Consider the following 20,772-nt stretch of genomic DNA (forward strand, 5'->3'; position numbering starts at 1 on the left):
ATTATAAACAAGAGCCGCGCTTTCCACGCGGCTCTTCCTCAGTAATTAATCTTTTTCCGTACGAGTATGGACTTTATCTGCATAGGAGTAGGAAAGATGTCCCTCTTCGATTTCCTGAAGCGCAATTCCTACGGACTGTGGAGATTTTGTCTTCTCTACCAGTGGTTCTGAGCCTTGTTTCAATTCTCTCGCCCTACGAGCGGAAAGTGCAACAAGTGTGTACTTTGATCTGATCTGCTTTTGCAGAGAGTCAATGGACGGTTCTAGCATCATTTTTCATCATCCTCCAGTGCTTGTTTGTATTGTTTTGCAACCCTGGTACGTTTGCAATGTTCACTCACGACAATCGACTGTACTTTTTTCACCGCATGTTCGATGTTGTCGTTGACTACGACATAATCATACTTATCCATCATGTCGATTTCATCTCTGGCGGCTTCAAGCCGAGCTTTGATTTTATCTTCGGTCTCTGTACCCCGGTTAACTATTCTGTCTTTCAGTTCTTCGAGGGAAGGGGGAATCAAAAATACAAAGACACCTTCAGGGAAATTTTCCCTCACCTGCAATGCTCCGTTCACTTCTATTTCCAGGAAGACATCCTTCCCTTCATCCAGTGTCTGTTGCACATAAGTTTTCGGGGTCCCATAATAATTATTCGCATACTCCGCATATTCTATCAGTTCACCTTCAGAGACAAGTTTTTCGAATTCGTCTCTCGTTTTGAAAAAATAGTCGATCCCATCGGTTTCGCCTTCACGAGGGTTTCTCGTTGTCATGGAAATCGAGTATCGAAGGGCCGTATCCTGTTCGAACAGAGCCTTTCGAACCGTGCCTTTTCCAACTCCGGAAGGTCCGGATAACACAAACAAAATTCCTTTTTCTTTAATCACACCTATGTTCCCCCTAGTTGTCGTCCGACATTTCCTCGTGACTGAGTACACGTTGGCCGACTGTCTCCGGCTGTACAGCTGACAGAACGACGTGATCAGAATCAGTGACGATCACTGCGCGCGTCCGTCTTCCGTATGTAGCATCTACCAGCTTATTATTATCTCTTGCAATAGTTATGATACGTTTGATCGGAGCTGATTCCGGGCTCACGATCGAAATGATGCGGTTTGCTGAAACAACGTTCCCAAATCCTATATTAATCAATTTTAAGCTCAAGTCTGTATCCTCCCAACAATTACTGCCTACCATAGTATCACTTCCATTATAGGCGAATGACGGTACTCTTCTCAAATGATACGTCGAATTTTTTGGATTTGCTCATGTTTTCTTCTATAACCACGATGTATAGTGTAACAAAAAAATTCGTTTTGTGCGATAGTTGAACATACGTTTGTCTTCCGTGCTATACTGTGGCAAGAGGTGAAGAAATTATGGCATTCGATGGAATAGTTACACGCGCGATGGTTCATGAATTGAACACTACGTTACAAACAGGAAGAATCACAAAAATATACCAGCCTACGGATACGGAGCTTGTATTCCAGGTACGGAAAGACCGCACCAATCATTCCTTTCTCGTATCGGCCCACTCCACCTACGCGAGGTTTCATATGACGAAGGATTCATATGACAACCCGAAACAACCCCCAATGCTTTGCATGCTGCTCAGAAAGCATCTTGTCGGAGGGTTTGTAGAACGGGTGGAACAGGTAGAGAATGAGCGGATCGTATATCTACAGATCCGTACGAAAAATGAAATCGGTGACGAGACGCTGAAAACCGTCGTCATTGAAATTATGGGTAAACATTCTAATATCATGCTCGTTGACAACGAAGGCGGTCATATTCTCGACAGCATAAAACATTTGCCGCCTGCACAGAATACGTACCGGACTATTATGCCAGGTCAACCGTATATCGCTCCACCGGGCCAGGGAAAAACACACCCTTTAGAACTCTCCGGCGAGGATATCGTCAGAAAACTGGACTTCAATGCCGGCAAGATGGACAGGCAACTTCTTACTATAGTTATGGGCTTCTCTCCGCTGATAACAAAAGAAATCGTCTATAGAGCAGGCCTCGGTGACTCTTCCAGTTATGCGGGAGCTTATGACACCCTGAGACAGCTGATTGAAACCCATTCTTATACTCCTGCCATTTATGAGGGGGAGAAAGAATGGTTCCACGTTCTTCCACTCTCGCATTTGACAGGCGAGCATACCGAATTCAATTCCGTCAGTGAAATGCTGGATGAGTTTTACTCCGGCAAAGCTGAAAGGGATCGTGTGAAACAACAGGCCGGAGACCTGCATCGTTTCCTTAAAAACGAAATCGATAAAAACCACCGCAAAATCAAAAAACATGAAGAAACTCTGAAGAAATCGGAAGCTGCAGAAGATTATCAGAAACTTGGTGAACTTCTGACGGCCCATATGCACATGGTGAAAACCGGAGACAAATCAGTGACGGTCACCGACTATTACCAGGAGGAACAGCCTGAATTGACGATTGACCTAAACCCGAATAAATCTCCAAGTGAGAACGCCCAAAGTCTATTTCAAACGTACCAGAAGCTGAAAAACTCAAAATTGTACGTAGACAAGGAAATACAGAAGACCTACGGAGAAATAGAGTATCTGGAACGTCTGCTTCAGCAGATTGAATCCGCACGCTCTCAAGATGTAGAAGATATCAGAGATGAACTGCGAGATCAGGGTTATATGAAGAAACGGGCCAATACAGGCAAGCGGAAGAACAAGAAGAAAAAACCTTCTCCCGAAAAATATATGTCCTCGGATAAAACAGAGATGTATGTCGGAAGGAATAACCTGCAGAACGAATATGTTACGAATCGACTTGCCCACAAGGAAGACGTCTGGCTCCATGCTAAAGATATTCCTGGCTCACACGTCGTAATCAAAGATAATGACCCTACTGAAGAGACATTGCATGAAGCCGCTCAACTAGCAGCATACTTCAGTAAGTTTTCGGCTTCCGCTTCCGTTCCTATCGATTATACGAAAATCAGACATGTGAAAAAGCCCTCTGGGGCCAAACCAGGTTTTGTCACTTATGATCATCAGAAAACACTTTTTGTTACGCCTGAAGAAAAAGTAGTTAAACAGTTGAAGCAAAACGCGAGTAAGAATGATAGTCAGTCTTCTGAAAAAGTATAATTGGAAATCAGCCTTAGGGACAATCTAACCTTAAAGATAAAAGATCCGAACAAAAAAATTGTTCGGATCTTTTATCTTCATTCGTTTCATAGACTTATAATGAGAAGTCTACCCTGAAAATTTTCATGTATCATGGTGCAAATATCTTTGCATAAACGTCTCTGTAAAAGCCTGTTGTTAATTGAAGGTACAAAAGATGAAAAAATATGTCGCTTTATATGTTTTTTGAGTATATCAATCCACAGGTTCGTTCATATCTTCCCGCCACTTCTCCAGAATCTTTCTGCTCTCTTCGTCCAAAGGGAGTGCTTCGATCAAATCCGAATAGTTGAGCAACGAATCGAAATTCAACTTTTCATTTTCGAAAGCGTCGTAAGCACGGGAAAGCTCATATGTAAAAATACTGAGCACACCTTCTATTTGGACCCCTTTCTCTCGAAGAACGTTAGCGGCATGGATAGAGGAAGCTCCCGTCGAAATGAGGTCTTCAATCACTACAGCATGCTGGTCTTCCTTCACTACTCCTTCAATTAGATTCTCTTTCCCGTGGCTTTTTTTCGAACCCCGAACGTAAACCATCGGAAGCCCGAGTTCTTCCGCAACCCAGGCAGCGTGAGGGATACCAGCTGTTGCACATCCGGCGATTACGTCGACGTGACCCGGAAATTCCTGTATCCTACGGGCCAACCGCCGACTTATCTCTTTTCTTATGACGGGGTAGGAAATCGTCAATCTGTTATCACAGTAAATCGGGGACTTTATTCCCGAAGACCAGGTAAACATGTTATCGGTGTCGATTTGGATCGCTCCAATATACATTAAGCTCTCAGTCAGATTCATTTGCTCCCATCTCCTTTTTTATAAATTCATAGACTTCCTTCGGATTTTCCGCTTCTGTGATTGCTCTTCCTACGACGATAGTATTTGCTCCCTTTTCTTTTGCAAGACTTGGAGTGGCAGTTCTTTTCTGATCATGATGATCCCCCTCCAGAAGCCGGATTCCGGGCGTAAGCGTCAGGAACCTCTCCCCCGTTTTCTCTCTTATCGCTTCCATTTCATGTACAGAGCACACTACGCCATCAATTCCACATTCTTCTGCTTGAGTGGCAAGACGTGCGACGATGTCGCTCAATTCCCCCATAACTCCAAGCTCCTGATTCAGCGTTTCGGTAGTCATAGAGGTCAAATGAGTTACAGCAAAAACCGCAGTGTTTCCGGCAGCTGCCTTGGCCCGTCTCATCATTTCATTTCCCCCCTGGGCGTGGATGGTTAGGATATCTACATCAAGGGAGGCAAGGCTTCTCACAGCTCCTTCCGCAGTATTCGGAATATCATGGACTTTCACATCAAGGAAGACAGGATGGCCTCTCTCCCGTAAATTTCGTACAATAGGAGGTCCTTCTCTATAAAAAAGCTCCATCCCGACTTTCACCGGAACTTCTGTGAGCTTATTCTTATTCAAGAAAGTAAGAGCTTCTTCCCCATTTGAAAAATCAAGAGCTATATAGAGAGGATGCAATGTTTTCATCATGAGCACCTCCGATCGCTTCATGAACGGAAGATAAACCATATTTTTCGAGAATCCCCGGAAGTGCATCTATAATTTCAGGCATAATGAGGGGCTGATGGAAATTGGCAGTACCCACAGCTGTAGCAGAAGCACCCGCCAGCAAAAATTCCAGTACGTCTTCAGCCGTTTCGATTCCTCCCATCCCTATAATCGGAATAGAGACGTGCGGATAGACTTCATAGATCATCCTGATGGCTATCGGCTTGATCGCAGGTCCTGACAAACCTCCAGTATTATTGGCGAGCAGGGGCTTTCTTTTTTCTTTCAGAATTTGCATTCCAGTCAGAGTATTGATCATCGATAATCCGTCTGCTCCCGCCTCTTCACAGGCAACAGCCATCCCTTTGATATCCGAAACATTCGGGGAAAGCTTGACGTACACGGGTACCTTCGATTTTCTCTTTACCGCACGCACGACTTCCGAAGCGAGTGCGGGGTCCGTACCGAACTGGATCCCTCCCTCTTTCACGTTTGGACAGGAAATATTCAATTCCACCGCGTCTACATGGGAGGAAAGCTTTTCAGTCACCTCTTCATATTCCTCCGTTGTAGACCCTGCGATATTCGCTATCTTCGGAGTCGAAAACGTATCAAGAAAAGGAAGCTCTTCGTTAATAATGTTATCCACTCCGGGATTTTGTAGCCCGATCGCATTAAGCATTCCACTGGAAGTCTCCGCCACTCTCGGAGTTTTATTACCGAAACGGGAGTCCTTCGTAGCTGCTTTCATTACAATAGCCCCAAGACGATTCAGGTCATAGAACTGAGCGTACTCTTTTCCGAAACTAAAACAGCCGGAAGCAGGCATGACCGGATTCTTCAACTTCAGGCCAGGTAAAGTCTGACTCAGCTTCATGGTAGCACCACCTTGTCTTTTGGAAATACCGGACCATCTTTACATACATTGACATATCCTCCGTCGGTCGTCTCGATCGTACAGGCGAAACATGCTCCTATCGCACACCCCATTCGCTCTTCCATGGAAATGAAACCCGGAATTTCGAGTTCGGTCAAAAGGGCTCTCAACATCGGGTTCGGCCCACACGCATAAAAGATGTCAGCACTATCATCCAGCCATTCGGTCACCAGTCCTTTTTTTCCATAGGAACCGTCCTCAGTAACTACGGTGACTTCAGCAAAACCCTTCAGTTCTTCTTCGTAAAATACGTCCTGCTCCGATTTGAATCCGAGAACAGCATGAATACTCTTACCCATTTCGTGTAAATCGGAAGCGAGTTCAAGCAGCGGCGGCACACCTACCCCTCCACCGATCAACATCACCCTCTTTTCTTCCGGAAATGTAAAACCGTTACCGAGAGGACCAAGGATATTTATTTCTTCCCCTATCTTCTTGCCTGCTAATGTCTTTGTCCCTTCTCCAAAAGTTTTGTACACCAGCGTCAGTTCATCTCGAGAAATCGAAGCAACTGACAGGGGGCGCCTAAGGTAATGGGGAGGGTCGACCAATACATGGACGAACTGTCCGGGAGAGGTCTTAAAATCTGGTCCAGTGTATAGTTTTAACTCATAAGTGTCTGCAGCAATTTTTCTGTTCCCTGCTACTTTCATATTCCGAAGATTCATGAGTAGGTCTCCTCCCGATTCAAAAGGGGACGCGATGTGAAACTCATCGACTTTAATATACCTACTGCTGCTGAAGCTGTATCGATACTCGTGAAGCATGCTTTTCCATACTCCACAGCTTCTCGTCTGATCCGGAAACCGTCCGTATGCGCTTTTCGCTTTCTGTTCAGCGTATTGATAACCATCTGCACTTTCTCTTCGCGAATCACTGATAGAACGTCCCCCTGCTCACCGACTTTTCCGACCGTCTTCACCGGGAGATTCTTCTCCTCCAGGAAGGCTGCCGTTCCTGCGGTGGCCAATAGATCGAAGCCAAGGTCCACGAGCGAAGCAGCGATGGCTTCAACTTCTTCTTTGTCTTTGTCGGCTACGGTCAATAATACACTGCCATGCTCAGGAATCTTCAATCCAGCTGCCAGCATTCCTTTATAAAGAGCTTTATCAAGGGTTTCATCATAACCGATTACTTCTCCGGTCGATTTCATTTCAGGGCCGAGTGTGGTATCCACGCTTCTCAATTTCTGAAATGAGAAAACCGGAACTTTGACGTATATCCCTTCCTGTTCAGGTGCGACCCCGGTTTTTAAACCCTCGTTCGCTAACGTCTGTCCCATCATTACTTTTGTAGCAAGTCTCGCCATCTGAATTCCTGTGATTTTACTTAGAAATGGAACGGTTCGGCTGGCTCTAGGATTCACTTCCAGCACATATGCCTTCTCTTCATGGACAACAAACTGTATATTGATGAGTCCTTTCAATGGAAGGTTCTTAGCGATTTTCACCGTCGCCTCTTCAAGTTGCCTCTTGATGTCTTTTGAAAGACGCTGGGGAGGATAGACTGCCATCGAGTCACCGGAGTGGACACCTGCTCTTTCTATATGCTCCATGATTCCAGGTATTACTACGTCTTTTCCATCCGAAATAGCATCTACTTCCACTTCTTTACCAGTTACATATTTATCAATCAGTACCGGATGCCCGTTCGATACGAACCTGGTCAGATAGTAAGCCAGTTCTTCTTCCGAGTATACGATTTCCATCGCTCTTCCACCGAGGACATAAGATGGTCGTACCAGAACCGGGTAGCCGATTCTTTCTGCTACACGATAAGCTTCTTCTTTTTCTTCGACACTTTCTCCTCCAGGATGCAGAACTTCGAGTTCATTCAATAAACTCTCAAAAGAATCTCTGTCCTCCGTCTGCCGTATGGATTCGATCGTCGTGCCGAGAATAGGCACCCCCCGTTCACGAAGCCCGTCCGCAAGATTTACTGCCGTTTGTCCACCGAACTGTAAAATGACCCCTTCCGGCTGTTCAAGTTCAATCACGTTCATCACATCTTCTACCGTGAGCGGTTCAAAATACAATTTGTCGGAAACACTGAAATCTGTAGACACGGTTTCCGGATTATTGTTGATGATAATCGCTTCATACCCCATATTTCTCAGGGCGAATACGGAATGCACGGTTGCATAATCGAACTCGACGCCCTGGCCGATCCGTATCGGCCCGGACCCTACCACGAGAACTTTTTCCTTTTCTGTGACTTCGGATTCATTATACGTTTCATAGGACGAGTAATAGTAGGGAGTGGTCGACTCGAATTCACCCGCGCAGGTATCCACCATTTTATAAACAGGAGTAATCCCTGCTTCTTGTCTTCTGTTGCTGATCGCTTCTATTGTAGTGTCCAGGACACGGGCTAGTTGACGGTCCGAGAATCCTTTCTGTTTAGCGACCCTGATCCGCTCAGGAGTCCAGCCTTCCTCTCCCAGTTCTTTTTCGAGAAGTAGAATCGATTCCAATTTACGCAGGAAAAACCAGTCGATTTTCGTTTGATCATGGATGTCCTCAAGCTTCATTCCACGTCTTATCGCTTCGGCTAAAACGAACAACCGTCGATCGTCAGCTCTCTGCATATGACTGAGGAGTTCTTCTTCAGTGAAGCCGTCAAATAACGGGTCATAGAAATCACCATCCGTCTGTTCAAGAGACCTCACCCCCTTCAACAAAGCTTCTTCAAGAGTACGCCCCATCGCCATTACTTCCCCGGTCGCTTTCATTTGTGTACCTAAAATCCGATTACCATCTTCGAATTTATCAAACGGCCAGCGTGGTATTTTACACACGACATAATCGAGGGAAGGTTCGAAACAGGCATACGTCGTTTCAGTCACCGGATTCCGAATTTCATCCAATGTCATACCTACTGCGATTTTCGCCGCAATTTTAGCGATAGGATAGCCGGTCGCTTTCGACGCGAGTGCCGAAGATCTGCTGACTCTAGGATTTACTTCAATCACGTAATAATCGAAGCTTTCAGGGTCCATAGCCAACTGGACGTTACATCCTCCCTCTATCTGGAGTGAACGGATGATTTCTGTCGAAGCGTTCCTGAGCCGTTGAAAATCCCTGTCACTGAGTGTCTGAGTCGGTGCGATAACAATAGAATCCCCGGTATGGATACCGACCGGGTCTATGTTTTCCATGGAACAGACAATTATACAGTTATCCCGGTGGTCCCTCATCACTTCCATTTCAATCTCTTTGAATCCCGCTATATTCTTTTCTATAAGACACTGATGGACAGGAGAGAAATCAAGACCCGATCTGACTATCTGCGCCAGTTCTTCTTCATCATTACAAATGCCTCCACCGGCGCCTCCCATAGTATAAGCGGGCCGCACAATGACAGGGTAGCCGATATCGACTGCTGAGGTGAGTGCTTCTTCTACAGATGATACGATGTCACTCTCCGGCACCGGTTGTCCTATATCTCTCATGAGTGACCGGAAAAGTTCCCGGTCCTCGGCTTTCTGGATCGCTTCGAGAGATGTTCCGAGAAGATTCACATTCATTTCTTCTAAAATACCGGTCTGGTCCAACTCCACAGCCAAATTCAATCCGACCTGCCCTCCGAGTGTAGGAAGAAGAGCATCAGGGCGTTCCTTGCGAATTATTTTCGACATGAATTCCACCGTTAAAGGTTCCATGTATACCTGATCTGCAAAGGTATAATCCGTCATGATAGTAGCCGGATTCGAATTTGCCAAAATGACTTCATACCCTTCCTCTTTCAGTGATTGACAGGCCTGTGTTCCTGAATAATCAAATTCTGCAGCCTGGCCGATGACAATCGGTCCGGAACCGATGACAAGGATTTTTTTGATAGTATTTTGTTCAGACATACTTTCTCACTCCTTTTTCCTGACGTATGTTATTCAGAAATTTTTCGAATAGATGACCGGTATCCTCCGGCCCTGGAGTACTTTCCGGATGGTACTGAACCGAAAACACCGGATGCTTAGTATGTTCGAGGGCTTCGACTGTCCTATCATTCAAAGAATATTCGGTGACTTTGAGTTCAGTTGACATAATTGAATTATCGTCGACTGAATAGCCGTGATTCTGGGAAGTCATGTACGTACGTTCCGTCTTCACATCAAATACCGGCTGATTCACTCCCCGATGACCGAAATGCAATTTACTTGTAGTTGCTCCGCAGGCTCTGGCTATGATGTGATGCCCCATACAAACTCCAAAAATCGGAACTTTCCCTATCAACTTTTCGACAGTTGCAGTCGCTTCAGGAATATGAGCCGGATCTCCTGGGCCATTCGATAAAAACACACCATCCGGCTTTTGCCGCATTATTTCTTCTGCAGAAGTGTTATAAGGAACCACCGTTATATGACAATTTCTTTCAGTGAATGCACGTAACAGACCACTTTTTATCCCGTAATCTATAACAACGATACGCTCTCCTCTATGAGGAATAACGTAAGGTTTAACTGTAGAAACTCGCGGTACCTGGTCGATCGGCAGATCGGAGCTGTTCATTTTTTTAAGTACTTCTTCCGGGTCTCGATCTCCGTTTACAATCATCGCTTTCATTGTGCCATTCTTCCGGATCACTTTGGTGAGGTATCTTGTATCCACTCCACTTATTCCAGGTATGTCTCTCGATTTCAGGAAAGAGTCGATCGATTCTTCGTTACGGAAATTCGAAGGAAATTCACAATGTTCTTTCACTACCACTCCGAATAAAGATGGGAAAATGGTTTCGAAGTCGTCCCGGTTCACTCCGTAATTACCAATCAACGGATAGGTGAAAGTGATGATCTGACCGCAATAGGAAGGGTCGGACATCACTTCCTGGTAGCCGGTCATCCCCGTTTGAAAAACAATTTCACCAAAAACTTCCCTGTCGCTTCCGAAGCCTTCCCCTGTCAAAATCGTTCCATCTTCAAGAATGATTTTTTTCATTGTCCTTGCCTCCCCTTCCAGACTATCTCCCCGGAAATCATCGTAAAAAGCGGGAAACCGCTGGCTGATACTCCGTGGAATGGTGTATTCTTTCCTTTAGAAGAAAATGTATATCTGTCTATTTTTTCATTTCCCGTCATATCGATGAACGTCAGTGTGGCAGGATGCATAGGTTCGAGTTCCCTTTTTGGAAGAGAAAAGATTTTTCTCGGTGCCGTCGTCATCCAGTTGATGAGTTGACCGAGACTCCAACTTCCGCGTTGAACGAAATAAGAATACAGGAGTGGAAATGCCGTCTCCAGGCCTGTTATCCCGAAAGGTGCCTGTTTCATGGATTGCTGCTTTTCATGTTCCGCATGGGGGGCATGATCTGTTGCTATACAGTCGATTGTACCGTCTTCGAGACCGCTTATGAGAGCCTGTCGATCCGTTTCTTCACGGAGAGGAGGATTCATTTTATACATCCCATCGTCCTCGATGATGTCATTTTCCGTCAGTAATAAATGATGAGGAGTCACTTCTGCGGTAACATGGATCCCTGCTTCTTTGGCATTACGGATAACCCTTACAGATTCCTTCGATGATACGTGACACACATGATAATGACACCCCGTTTCCTCAGCCAATAATGCGTCTCTTGCAATATGTGCCGCTTCTGCACTGGGAGGGATCCCCGGCAGACCAAGCCTTTTTGATACAGCACCTTCATGTACTACACCGTTGCCTGCTAAGCTGTTGTCCTCACAATGAGCGACAATCGGCATATGTAATTGTGCCGCCTGTTCCATCGCTTCTTTCATCTTCGCAGCTGACTGAATACCGACTCCGTCATCGGTAAAGGCAAAGGCATCCGCCCCTTTCAACGCTTTCAGGTCGTTGAGGTCTTTTCCTTTTTGTCCGGAAGTAATGGCTGCATAAGGTAACACTTCCACAAGTGAACTTTCGTTTATCTTCTCTTTCAACGCTTCTAAATGCTCTACAGTGTCAGGGACCGGTTCTGTATTCGGCATAGGACAAATTGTCGTGAACCCGCCCCTCAAAGCCGCTTCTGTACCTGATGCAATCGTTTCTTTGTACTCGCCCCCAGGCTCTCTCAAATGTACATGTACGTCCGTGAATCCTGGAGATACAAATGTCCCTTGCGCATCGAAGACCTCTTCATCTTCTTCCTCAGAAAGGTTCGATGCTATTTCAATGATGATTCCTTCTTTCACCCTGATTTCACATAGTTGCACAGATTCCTTGTCCCAACGAAAAGCGTTTGTGATCTTCATTCTGCTTCCCCTCCATTAATTCATCTATAATAGCCATTCTCATGAAAACTCCATTTTTCATCTGTTTGAAAATACGGGATTTTGAGCATTCCACCAGCGACGAGTCTATTTCTACTCCTCTATTTACCGGCGCCGGATGCATGATGATTGCTCTTTCTTTCATGCATTTCTCCCGTTCCTTCGTCAATCCATACATCGTAAGATAAGAACCGATATCATCCTGGTTTTCATGACGCTCCCTCTGGATTCTGAGAAGCATGAGAACATCACTCGTCTCTACCGCTTCTTCCATGGACACGTAATCACCTTCTGTTTCTCTCCATTGCTCCGGAGCGGAAAATTGAATGTCGGCTCCTAATTGTTTGAGAGCATATGCATTCGATCTCGCTACTCTGCTATGTTTGATATCCCCGGCGATTGTCACAGTAAGATCCTTGAATCCCCCGAATTCCTCATAAATCGTATAAAGGTCCAAAAGGCTTTGTGTCGGGTGTTCTCCTGTCCCATCTCCTGCATTTATAATCGAAACTTCACTATGCTCAGCAATTTTCGAAAGAGCCCCCCGTTCTGATTGCCGGATAGCAAGGACGTCTGCTCCAAGCGCTTCAAGAGTTCGGACCGAATCATATAGAGATTCTCCTTTTAAGACACTTGACCTCTCCGCTTCCACATCCAATACTTCCATTCCCAGTCTTTTTTCAGCTACATAAAAGCTTTGTTTCGTCCTCGTGCTCGGCTCAAGAAATAGATTCGCGGCAAAACTACCCTGTAACGTCTTACCTTCACCTTTTTTCATACATTCAGTCTTTTCCAAAAGAGAAAAAATCATGTCGTTACTCAATTGGTGCATAGATAGTAAGTGTTTCATTCCTATACCTCCTAGGCGATATCCTTTTCCTGTTCAAATACTGACTTCTGCTGCTTCTCTTCTTCTGATCTCGGTATGAGCAAATTGAGCAAGATTCCTACAATAGCAGCGAGAGCCATTCCTCCGAGTTCCACCTGAGGGGAGAGCCGAATGAAAGCCCCGCCTACCCCAGTTACAAGAATTACGGAGGTGATCACCAGGTTACGGTTTTCTCCGAGATCCACCTCATGGTCGATCATCATTCTCAGACCACTTGCTGCAATAACCCCGAACAACAGAATACTTACTCCTCCCATGACAGCTTGAGGGATTGAACTTATTAAAACCGTCACCATTCCAATCCAGCCAAACAGGATAGCGAATACTGCCGCCAAACCTATAACAAAAACACTGAACACTCTCGTCACTGCCAATACTCCGATGTTTTCGCCGTAAGTCGTATTCGGCGGTCCTCCTAAGACACTTGCAATTAATGTCGCAGTACCGTCCCCGAGTATTGTTCTGTCAAGACCAGGATTCTTCAAAAAGTTCCTCCCTGTGACTTTGGATAATACCATTTGATCTCCTACATGTTCCGCTAGTGTTACAAGCGCGAAAGGCATCATTAAAAGTGCGATATCGAAGCTGAGCACACTGAGTGGTGAATAATCGACAAAGGGTAGAAGAAAATCAGGTGTCTGAAAGAATGCCTGTAAAAATCCAGCGAAGGATTCCGTGCTTGTCCAACTTTCCCATTCCGAACGGATACCGGAAGTATCTACGATGCCATTGATCAAAGCGAATGAATACCCGACGATGATGCCGATCAAGATCGGGATCAGTCGAAAAATTCCTTTTAAGAAAACCATCGCTATGATTGTCGCTCCGAGGGTTATAAAAGCCGTTACGATATGGATGGTACTGTAAACGTCGTCACTCCCCGGTTCATACATCGCCATGTCTACAGCTGTTGTAGCAAGTCCAAGTCCGATCACCATGATGACCGGCCCTACTACTACCGGTGGCAAGAGTCTGGTCAGCCATCTTACTCCAAATGCCATGATGAGCAAGGAAGCGGCTCCGTAAACCAGCCCCGCGAGGAAACTTCCGACCATAGCTCCGGCCACCCCCGCTGTCTCAGAAATCTGGGATATAGGATAGATGAAAGCGAAACTCGACCCTAAGTATGCAGGAACCTTCCCTCGGGTAATAAGGAGGTAAGCCAGTGTACCGGTTCCACTTGCCACGAGTGCGACAGAAGGTGATAAACCAGTGAGGAATGGGACCAGGATCGTCGCCCCAAACATGGCAAACAAATGCTGAAGGCTGAGTACAAGCCATTTCGCTATAGTCGGACGTTCTTCGATATCGTATACGGTCTGTTCTTTGTTCATGGAAATCTCCCCCTATATTTTGCTACAAAAAAACCTCTTCGCTTCAATAAGCAAAGAGGTTTCTGCCCAGGTGTCCACTACACCTGTGCTCTACTCCTTACCTTTGAAGTCTCACGGGACGTTCATTAAAGGTAATTCTATTCATTTTCCATAAATCACTACTTCTTCCTTTTCATCCGTTTCATTCACATAAACTGTGACAATTTCATCTTTCGACGTTGGTATATTTTTACCTACGAAATCTGCTCGAATCGGCAATTCTCTGTGACCCCGGTCCACAAGCACAGCCAGCTGTATCGAAGAGGGTCTGCCAAGGTCGATAAGTGCGTCCATTGCGGCACGCACCGTCCGACCTGTGTAAAGCACATCATCCACGAGTATCACTTTCTTCCCGCTGATGTCTACCGGAAGAGAAGAGGCCTTGATTTCCGGTTCGCGGTTGTCAGTGATTTCCTTCAGGTCATCGCGATACAACGTTATATCGAGTTCCCCTTGAGGAAGCGAGACACCTTCGATATCTGTGATTTTATCCTTAATTCTTGTCGCAAGAGGCACGCCTCTTGTTTTCACACCGATAAGAACCAGATCTTCTACGCCTTTGTTTCTTTCGACTATTTCATGAGAGAGTCTGGTTAGTGTACGCCTGATTGCTGCATCATCGAGTACTGCTGTTTTTTTATTCATCCTGTCTCCCCCTAATAAAAAACCCTTTTCTGACATACGTAGGCAGAAAAGGGTAAATATCCGTCTCCTTTTCAGCCTCACGGGACTGTGATTAAAGGTCTTATTCACTTGTCGTACATTATTACAGAAGGCAGTTCCTTTGTCAATAAGCTTCTTCTAATTGACGTAAACAATCTTGGAAATGTTCAGGAGGCTGTACTGTAAAGTGAAGCTTCTCACCATTCGCAGGATGAGTGAATGTCAGTGTTTTTGCATGAAGAGCCTGTCCCGGAAGAGGTAATGTTTTACGGGGACCGTATTTTGGATCACCGGCAAGTGGATGCTCAATATATCGCATATGAACGCGGATCTGGTGCGTTCTTCCTGTTTCTAATTTGCAAGTGAGGTGTGTGAAATCGGCGAATCTTTTTTCTACGGTGAAATGGGTTACTGCTTCTTTTCCTTCTTGAGTGACAGCCATACGTTGACGCTCTTTAGGATCACGACCTATCGGAGCGTCTATCGTTCCATGATCGTGCGGAATCACCCCGTGCGCTATCGCTTCATAGGTTCGCTCCACCTCTTTATCCTGCAGTTGTTCCGCAAGATGCTGATGGGCCTTATCATTCTTGGCAACCATCAGTAATCCACTCGTATCCTTATCAATCCGGTGAACAATGCCAGGACGCTCCACACCATTTATACCAGAGAGGTCATTGCAGTGGTATAGAAGTGCGTTGACGAGTGTGCCACTGTAATGCCCCGCTGAAGGGTGAACAACCATTCCTACAGGTTTGTTAACGACCAAAAGATCTTCATCCTCATATATAATCGAAAGCGGTATATTTTCCTTTTCAATAGTAGCCGGTTTCACTTCAGGAATGCTCCATTCCACAATGTCTCCAGCCTGGATTTTGTAATTGCTTTTTACATGCTTGCTATTGACGGACACATGATGTTCCCGTATCCATTGCTGGACTTGAGCTCTCGATACGTCTTCTAAATGATCGCTTAGCCATTTATCGATCCTTTTGGAACTATCTTCTTCTAAAACCTGCTTCTGCTCACTCATGACGTCTTCGCCTCCTTCTGTTTCTTTTCCTCTATAAATGTCGCTATCAGAAACAAAACGACACCAATGCTTAATGAAGCGTCCGCCACATTGAAAATAGGATAGTTATAATTTCCGATATATACATCTACAAAATCGACCACTTCTTTTCTGAACAGACGATCGATGAAGTTTCCGATAGCGCCGGCCAAAAGCAGCGAAAGCGCGATGCCGCTCCACTTACTTTCTTTCGCTTGAGTCTGCATGTAATACACAAGAAACGCTACTATAATAACAGTAATGATATAGAAAAAAGTCATCTGTCCCTGTAGAATCCCCCAGGCAGCACCCTGATTCCGATGAGAAGTCAAATACAAAAAAGAATCGACTATGGCGATTCGTTCTCCTACTTCCATGAACATGGTGACGAGCCATTTAGTAATCTGATCTATTAGTATTACGAAAAATGATAATCCATATAACCAAATCATAAATATCCTCCATCCGTGTCTTTTCCTTTGCCATTATACCATTATCACAAATAAAACCAATAATATTATATAAGGAGTGTTCATCACCCGTCGAGATTTTCATTACTCATGTTCTCTCTGATGGTTAACAGTACTGAGCCTTTCAAGCAATACCTGTTCACATGAAAAAGCCTTCCCCTACACGGGAAAGGCTTCTTCCATCATGAATTGGATGAGGTATACTCTTCTTTGATCTGATCAGATTCCACTTCTTCATCAAAGAGACGATCCCATTCATCGTTTTCGATCATATCAATCTGAGCTTCTACAAGCATTCGGAGCCGGGTTTTGAAAACCTTAGCCTGTTTTTTCATTTCTTCCACTTCAATCGAGATACGACGGGATTTTTCAAGTGCGTCATTAACGATCCTGTCTGCATTATTCTCGGCCTCTTTGATGATCAGTTTCGATTCTTTTGTAGCATTACCTTTGACTTCTTCAGCTGTCTCCTGAGCTATGAGAATAGATTTGTTCAACGTCTCTTCTATGTTGTTGAAATGAGTTAATCTTTCATTGAGACGATCCACTTCCCCTTCGAGCTCTTTTTTCTGGCGGACAACCACTTCATAGTCCTTGATCACCTGATCCAAAAATTCATTCACTTCATCTTCATTATACCCTCGAAACCCGCGAGAGAATTCCTTATTGTGTATATCCAGCGGTGTTAACGGCATACGACCCACCTCCTTGAACTTCTTTTCTATGGCACCTTATTCCACTGAAACAAAGAACGGTCCTGATTTCTTTTTATAATGCTACCCTGAAAATAAATATTCAGGCGGACGCTTTCCGCGGGCAATGCTTCAGCCTCCTCGGTTCCCTGTGGGGTCTTCAGCTATTGCTCTTCCCGTCGGAGTCGCCGCCTTTCTCTATATCCACCCTATCAAACTCAAATACTAACAGAGCCCGAAAATTTTCATGTACCATGTTGCAAATATCTTTGCATGAACGTCTCTGTTATGGTTTATTGTTGGTTTTCGTTCTATGGGTGGAAGCTTGCCTCTGGCAGGCGTCTCCACCCTTCGTTCCAAAAACCAACAACAGGATTTAACAGAACCTTTTATAATCAATTCACTTAAATCAGAAATCAATTCAGCGCTGAAAAAGTGATTCGCCACTTTTCTTTTTTTGTCTGTCCCATCACTTCAGTGAGCTTGCTTCTTCCTTTTCCTCTCAAAGAAAGAAGATCATCTTCTTCTAGAATAAAAGAGGGGTCATCAACAGTACGGAAGTTGACTTTCACATGGCCCGCTTGAATATGCATCACCGACTTTTTCCTCGGCATACGATATATTTCTTTCAACACCACGTCCAGGCGCAGGGAAGACACAGTAGCGAAGGAATCTTTCCATTCTTCTTCAGAAACCATCCGTTCTTCAGGCGATTTTTCCGCCCAAGTGACATTCGCTTTCTTTATCTGAGTCAATTGCATTTTGATATATTCAGATATCTCGGAAGCTACCAGTATATGTATCAACCCGTCTCGAACTACAAGATCACCAAGTTTTTCGCGTTTGATTCCAAGGGACATAAATGCCCCTAACACATCCCGGTGCTCGAGGTTCATAAATTTTTCCGGGTAAGAAGCTTCCAGCAACGTTACCTGAAAATCCTCCGCATCGATCATTTCGTATTCAGGAGCAATAATCATCCGCATTCTTTCTTCTTCATGCCCGGAAACAGCTATCTGTAAATCGGTGTTAGCTAAAAGAGAATATGCTATCCGACGCTCTCTCGGGTTGAGAAAATCAGTCAGTTTTCGTTCAAACCTCATCTCAACATCCGATTTCCATGCCTCCACTTGATCGATGAACGGTCTCTCTTCTTTTCTAAAGTGCTGATAAACGTCCATAGGACCTCCTGCTTCCTTTTTAAAGTTTCGATTATTATGTACAGTAACTGCAAAAAGGACGTTACAGAGCACCTCGTCCCAATCCAATCCTGCCTAATTCAAGTCCAGCCTTCCTTACTCACGTAAAAAACCACATATAAAGAAAGAACAGAAAGCCCTGCCTCCTGCTCCTTCCATTACTACATAAGCATAAAATAAAGTTGTTGAATCCCTCTTGATGCGAAATTCAGCGTCAAAATAGCTACAATCGGAGAAATATCAATCATTCCAAGTGGAGGAATGATTTTACGGAACGGTTCCAGGAAGGGCTCCGTAACTTTCGCCAGTCCCTGGCCGAATGAGGAATCTCTTGCTCCAGGGAACCAGGACATAAGAATATAGATGATCAATAACCAACTATAAATTTGAATAGCATTGATCAAAAGAGAAAAAATCAAATCCACAACGCATTACCACCTTCTATTAAAATCGTCCTCGTTCTGCATCATTTCTGATATAGACCCTGTTACTTCGACATTATCAGGAACACAAAGAAAGGTCTGACTGCCGAGCTTCTGAATATCTCCTCCTATAGCATACACGGTGCCACTCAGAAAATCGACGATCCGTTTAGCCTGATCATGGTCGACCCGCTGCAGATTAATCACGACAGCACGATGACTCACCAGTTCATCAGCGATTTCCTGTGCTTCACTATAATTTCTCGGTTCGTGTAAAACCATTTTAGAAGATCTCTGGGCACTTTTCAAACTGACAACATTCTGTTCTTTACCGTTTCTGTTCTTTTCCGCGGGTGTTTCTGATTGTTCATCTTCATATACGTCTTCTTCGACATATTCATAATCTTCATCAAGGGTAAAGAAAGATTTGAATTTATTCTTCATACTCAAGATGATTCACCTCCTGTTGTCTCATTCCCCACAAGGCTCGTTCCGAGTCGAATGTGTGTAGCCCCTTCTTCCAGGGCAATCGTGTAATCATTACTCATGCCCATAGACAAAAATTCACAAGGTGCGTGGGGCCAACCCTCATTTTTAATTTCGTCCCGAAGCGCACGCAGTTTGCGGAAGATCCCCCTGGTTTTTTCTTCATCTTCAACATGAGGAGCCATCGTCATCAGCCCTACGACATTTATTTTTGGATAATCCTTGAGCATTTTTATAAAGGCATGAACGTCTCCGGGATTGATTCCATGTTTCGATTCTTCGCCGCTGATATTCACCTGTACAAAGCAGGAAATGGACGTCTCTGCACGTTTATTGATTTCCTTAGCCAAGGACTTACGATCCAGGGAATGGAGAACGTCGATATGCTCAATGACATCTTTTACTTTTCTCGACTGGAGAGATCCTATGAAATGCCAGGTAGCTTTATTCCCGATTTCCCTTTGCTTTTCAAGAAAACCTTCTTTGCGGTTCTCCCCCAGATTTACAATGCCAGCATCAATCGCTTCTTCAGCTCTTTCTGTACTTACATATTTCGTTACTGCAATAACCGTAACGTCTTCAGGGTCACGTTCAACCGAAGCACAGGTATTTTCAATGGTATTCTTGATTTTTTCTGCGTTTTCTTTTACGTTCACTGCTCTTACTCCTTTCACAAGCGAGACCTGACGATATAGCCGAGCATTCTGCCGGTATATCCATGGTCTCTCCGATGGGAAAAGAATAACTCTTCCTCTTTATACGTACAATATTCTGAAGTATGGTTGTTCTTTTCACTCATACCACTATCTATAGCAATCTCCCGGTTCAGTCTTTTCAAATCAAGCATCCACGTGTCAGGTCTTATATATTCAAGTACCTCAACACGGAACCGCTCCTGTATCTGATGCGCTACACAATCATCCACTTCATATTTTTCTCTGGATATACAAGGACCAATCACCATCTCCAGCGAGTCTTTGCGTGCTCCTTCTGAAATCAGTTTCCGGACCATTTTCCCAGCCAGTCCGTTCACGGAACCCTTCCAGCCAGCATGAGCTATCCCAATCCATCCAGTACTTTTATCCATAAAGTAAAGTGGCACACAGTCAGCGTAAAAACAGGCAAGGAGTATATCTTCATCCTTGCAGATAAGCCCATCCGCACCCTCGATAGCTGTATGTAACTCTTTTGCTCCACTTCCTCTTTCCGTTGTGGAAACAACCTGTATTTCAGTACCATGGACCTGCTCTGCGAAAACCCAGTTTGAAAGTGGAACGCCCACCTCTTTTGCTACAGCCTCCCTGTTCTTAAGAACAAGAGAAGGGTCATCCCCAATATGAAGGCCAAGGTTGAGAGATTGATCCGGGTAAGCAGAAAATCCTCCCCGGCGTGTAGTGAAACCTGATTTAATAGCGGAATCCGTATTTTTTAATTCAAGTATTTTTTCTGATGCAGGAACAAACATGAAAAACACCTCTATTTATCATTCATTTTATCATAAGTTGTTCTACATTGCTTTATCATTCTTCATTTTCACTGGTGAATCAGTTTCGCTGAACTTATATGAAGAACAGTCCAGGATCATAATAAAAGTGACCATCCTTTTCATTTTCAGTTTTGATTTAGAATGAAGGGAGGAGACGTCTGCCTACAAATCAGACAGCTGAAGATATTACAGCGAAACGAA

Annotated in this window: 22 protein-coding genes; 1 reads left to right on the top strand and 21 read right to left on the bottom strand. The window is 44.6% G+C overall.

Annotation, left to right across the window (positions count from 1 at the left end; translation table 11 throughout):
• Positions 1 to 45: 45 nt before the first annotated feature.
• Genes rpoZ through remA form a run of 3 tightly spaced genes read right to left on the bottom strand, consistent with a single transcriptional unit; the run spans position 46 to position 1,167 of the window.
• Positions 46 to 273: a DNA-directed RNA polymerase subunit omega gene (gene rpoZ / locus BW944_RS02305; RefSeq protein ID WP_076556722.1), complete on the bottom strand. Its 228-nt coding sequence runs from the start codon at positions 271 to 273 to the stop codon at positions 46 to 48.
• Entirely contained in the window at positions 270 to 890 is a 621-nt protein-coding gene (gene gmk / locus BW944_RS02310) for a guanylate kinase (protein ID WP_076556723.1), read from the bottom strand. The genes rpoZ and gmk overlap by 4 nt, the downstream gene beginning before the upstream one ends.
• A 13-nt stretch (positions 891 to 903) precedes the next feature.
• The gene (gene remA / locus BW944_RS02315; RefSeq protein WP_076556724.1) at positions 904 to 1,167 is read right to left on the bottom strand and encodes an extracellular matrix/biofilm regulator RemA; all 264 of its coding nucleotides are present in this window, start codon (positions 1,165 to 1,167) and stop codon (positions 904 to 906) included.
• Between the two features lie 215 nt (positions 1,168 to 1,382).
• On the opposite strand from remA, the gene BW944_RS02320 reads away from it, so the two are divergent.
• On the top strand, positions 1,383 to 3,128 hold the full coding sequence (locus tag BW944_RS02320; RefSeq protein ID WP_076556725.1) for an Rqc2 family fibronectin-binding protein: 1,746 nt from the start codon (positions 1,383 to 1,385) through the stop codon (positions 3,126 to 3,128).
• Positions 3,129 to 3,362: 234 nt separating this feature from the next.
• Here BW944_RS02320 and pyrE read toward each other — a convergent pair whose 3' ends face one another.
• From pyrE to pgeF, 18 genes are all read right to left on the bottom strand, one after another.
• On the bottom strand, positions 3,363 to 3,968 hold the full coding sequence (gene pyrE, locus BW944_RS02325) for an orotate phosphoribosyltransferase (protein ID WP_076556726.1): 606 nt from the start codon (positions 3,966 to 3,968) through the stop codon (positions 3,363 to 3,365).
• Complete coding sequence (gene pyrF, locus BW944_RS02330; RefSeq protein ID WP_076556727.1) at positions 3,955 to 4,656, bottom strand: orotidine-5'-phosphate decarboxylase; 702 nt, start codon at positions 4,654 to 4,656, stop codon at positions 3,955 to 3,957. Before pyrF ends, pyrE begins: the two co-directional genes overlap by 14 nt.
• Positions 4,622 to 5,554, bottom strand: a complete 933-nt coding sequence (locus BW944_RS02335) for a dihydroorotate dehydrogenase (protein WP_076556728.1) — start codon at positions 5,552 to 5,554, stop codon at positions 4,622 to 4,624. Before BW944_RS02335 ends, pyrF begins: the two co-directional genes overlap by 35 nt.
• Positions 5,551 to 6,282, bottom strand: a complete 732-nt coding sequence (locus tag BW944_RS02340) for a dihydroorotate dehydrogenase electron transfer subunit (RefSeq protein ID WP_076556729.1) — start codon at positions 6,280 to 6,282, stop codon at positions 5,551 to 5,553. Before BW944_RS02340 ends, BW944_RS02335 begins: the two co-directional genes overlap by 4 nt.
• The gene (gene carB / locus BW944_RS02345; RefSeq protein WP_076556730.1) at positions 6,279 to 9,470 is read right to left on the bottom strand and encodes a carbamoyl-phosphate synthase large subunit; all 3,192 of its coding nucleotides are present in this window, start codon (positions 9,468 to 9,470) and stop codon (positions 6,279 to 6,281) included. The genes BW944_RS02340 and carB overlap by 4 nt, the downstream gene beginning before the upstream one ends.
• On the bottom strand, positions 9,463 to 10,548 hold the full coding sequence (gene carA, locus BW944_RS02350) for a glutamine-hydrolyzing carbamoyl-phosphate synthase small subunit (RefSeq protein ID WP_076556731.1): 1,086 nt from the start codon (positions 10,546 to 10,548) through the stop codon (positions 9,463 to 9,465). Before carA ends, carB begins: the two co-directional genes overlap by 8 nt.
• Positions 10,545 to 11,822, bottom strand: coding sequence for a dihydroorotase (locus tag BW944_RS02355; protein WP_076556732.1), 1,278 nt, complete (start codon positions 11,820 to 11,822; stop codon positions 10,545 to 10,547). The genes carA and BW944_RS02355 overlap by 4 nt, the downstream gene beginning before the upstream one ends.
• Positions 11,770 to 12,690 (bottom strand): aspartate carbamoyltransferase catalytic subunit, encoded by a 921-nt coding sequence (locus tag BW944_RS02360; RefSeq protein WP_076556733.1) that lies wholly within the window; start codon positions 12,688 to 12,690, stop codon positions 11,770 to 11,772. Before BW944_RS02360 ends, BW944_RS02355 begins: the two co-directional genes overlap by 53 nt.
• Positions 12,691 to 12,701: 11 nt before the next feature.
• On the bottom strand, positions 12,702 to 14,063 hold the full coding sequence (locus tag BW944_RS02365) for a uracil-xanthine permease family protein (protein ID WP_076556734.1): 1,362 nt from the start codon (positions 14,061 to 14,063) through the stop codon (positions 12,702 to 12,704).
• Positions 14,064 to 14,204: 141 nt separating this feature from the next.
• A complete protein-coding gene (gene pyrR / locus BW944_RS02370) occupies positions 14,205 to 14,747 on the bottom strand; it encodes a bifunctional pyr operon transcriptional regulator/uracil phosphoribosyltransferase PyrR (RefSeq protein ID WP_076556735.1) in 543 nt (180 codons plus the stop codon).
• A gap of 142 nt (positions 14,748 to 14,889) precedes the next feature.
• Positions 14,890 to 15,798, bottom strand: coding sequence for an RluA family pseudouridine synthase (locus tag BW944_RS02375; protein WP_076556736.1), 909 nt, complete (start codon positions 15,796 to 15,798; stop codon positions 14,890 to 14,892).
• Entirely contained in the window at positions 15,795 to 16,268 is a 474-nt protein-coding gene (gene lspA / locus BW944_RS02380; RefSeq protein ID WP_076556737.1) for a signal peptidase II, read from the bottom strand. The genes BW944_RS02375 and lspA overlap by 4 nt, the downstream gene beginning before the upstream one ends.
• Before the next feature lie 200 nt (positions 16,269 to 16,468).
• The gene (locus BW944_RS02385) at positions 16,469 to 16,981 is read right to left on the bottom strand and encodes a DivIVA domain-containing protein (protein ID WP_076556738.1); all 513 of its coding nucleotides are present in this window, start codon (positions 16,979 to 16,981) and stop codon (positions 16,469 to 16,471) included.
• A 413-nt stretch (positions 16,982 to 17,394) separates the two neighbouring features.
• Entirely contained in the window at positions 17,395 to 18,159 is a 765-nt protein-coding gene (locus BW944_RS02390) for a YlmH family RNA-binding protein (RefSeq protein WP_076556739.1), read from the bottom strand.
• Positions 18,160 to 18,338: 179 nt separating this feature from the next.
• Positions 18,339 to 18,602, bottom strand: a complete 264-nt coding sequence (locus BW944_RS02395; RefSeq protein WP_076556740.1) for a YggT family protein — start codon at positions 18,600 to 18,602, stop codon at positions 18,339 to 18,341.
• A gap of 6 nt (positions 18,603 to 18,608) precedes the next feature.
• Positions 18,609 to 19,049: a cell division protein SepF gene (locus tag BW944_RS02400; RefSeq protein WP_076556741.1), complete on the bottom strand. Its 441-nt coding sequence runs from the start codon at positions 19,047 to 19,049 to the stop codon at positions 18,609 to 18,611.
• The gene (locus BW944_RS02405; protein WP_076556742.1) at positions 19,046 to 19,741 is read right to left on the bottom strand and encodes a YggS family pyridoxal phosphate-dependent enzyme; all 696 of its coding nucleotides are present in this window, start codon (positions 19,739 to 19,741) and stop codon (positions 19,046 to 19,048) included. The genes BW944_RS02400 and BW944_RS02405 overlap by 4 nt, the downstream gene beginning before the upstream one ends.
• A 14-nt stretch (positions 19,742 to 19,755) precedes the next feature.
• Positions 19,756 to 20,550, bottom strand: coding sequence for a peptidoglycan editing factor PgeF (gene pgeF / locus BW944_RS02410; RefSeq protein ID WP_076556743.1), 795 nt, complete (start codon positions 20,548 to 20,550; stop codon positions 19,756 to 19,758).
• Between the last annotated feature and the right edge of the window lie 222 nt (positions 20,551 to 20,772).

Origin of the sequence: Salimicrobium flavidum (assembly GCF_900156645.1) — a bacterium.
GTDB lineage: Bacteria > Bacillota > Bacilli > Bacillales > Halobacillaceae > Salimicrobium > Salimicrobium flavidum.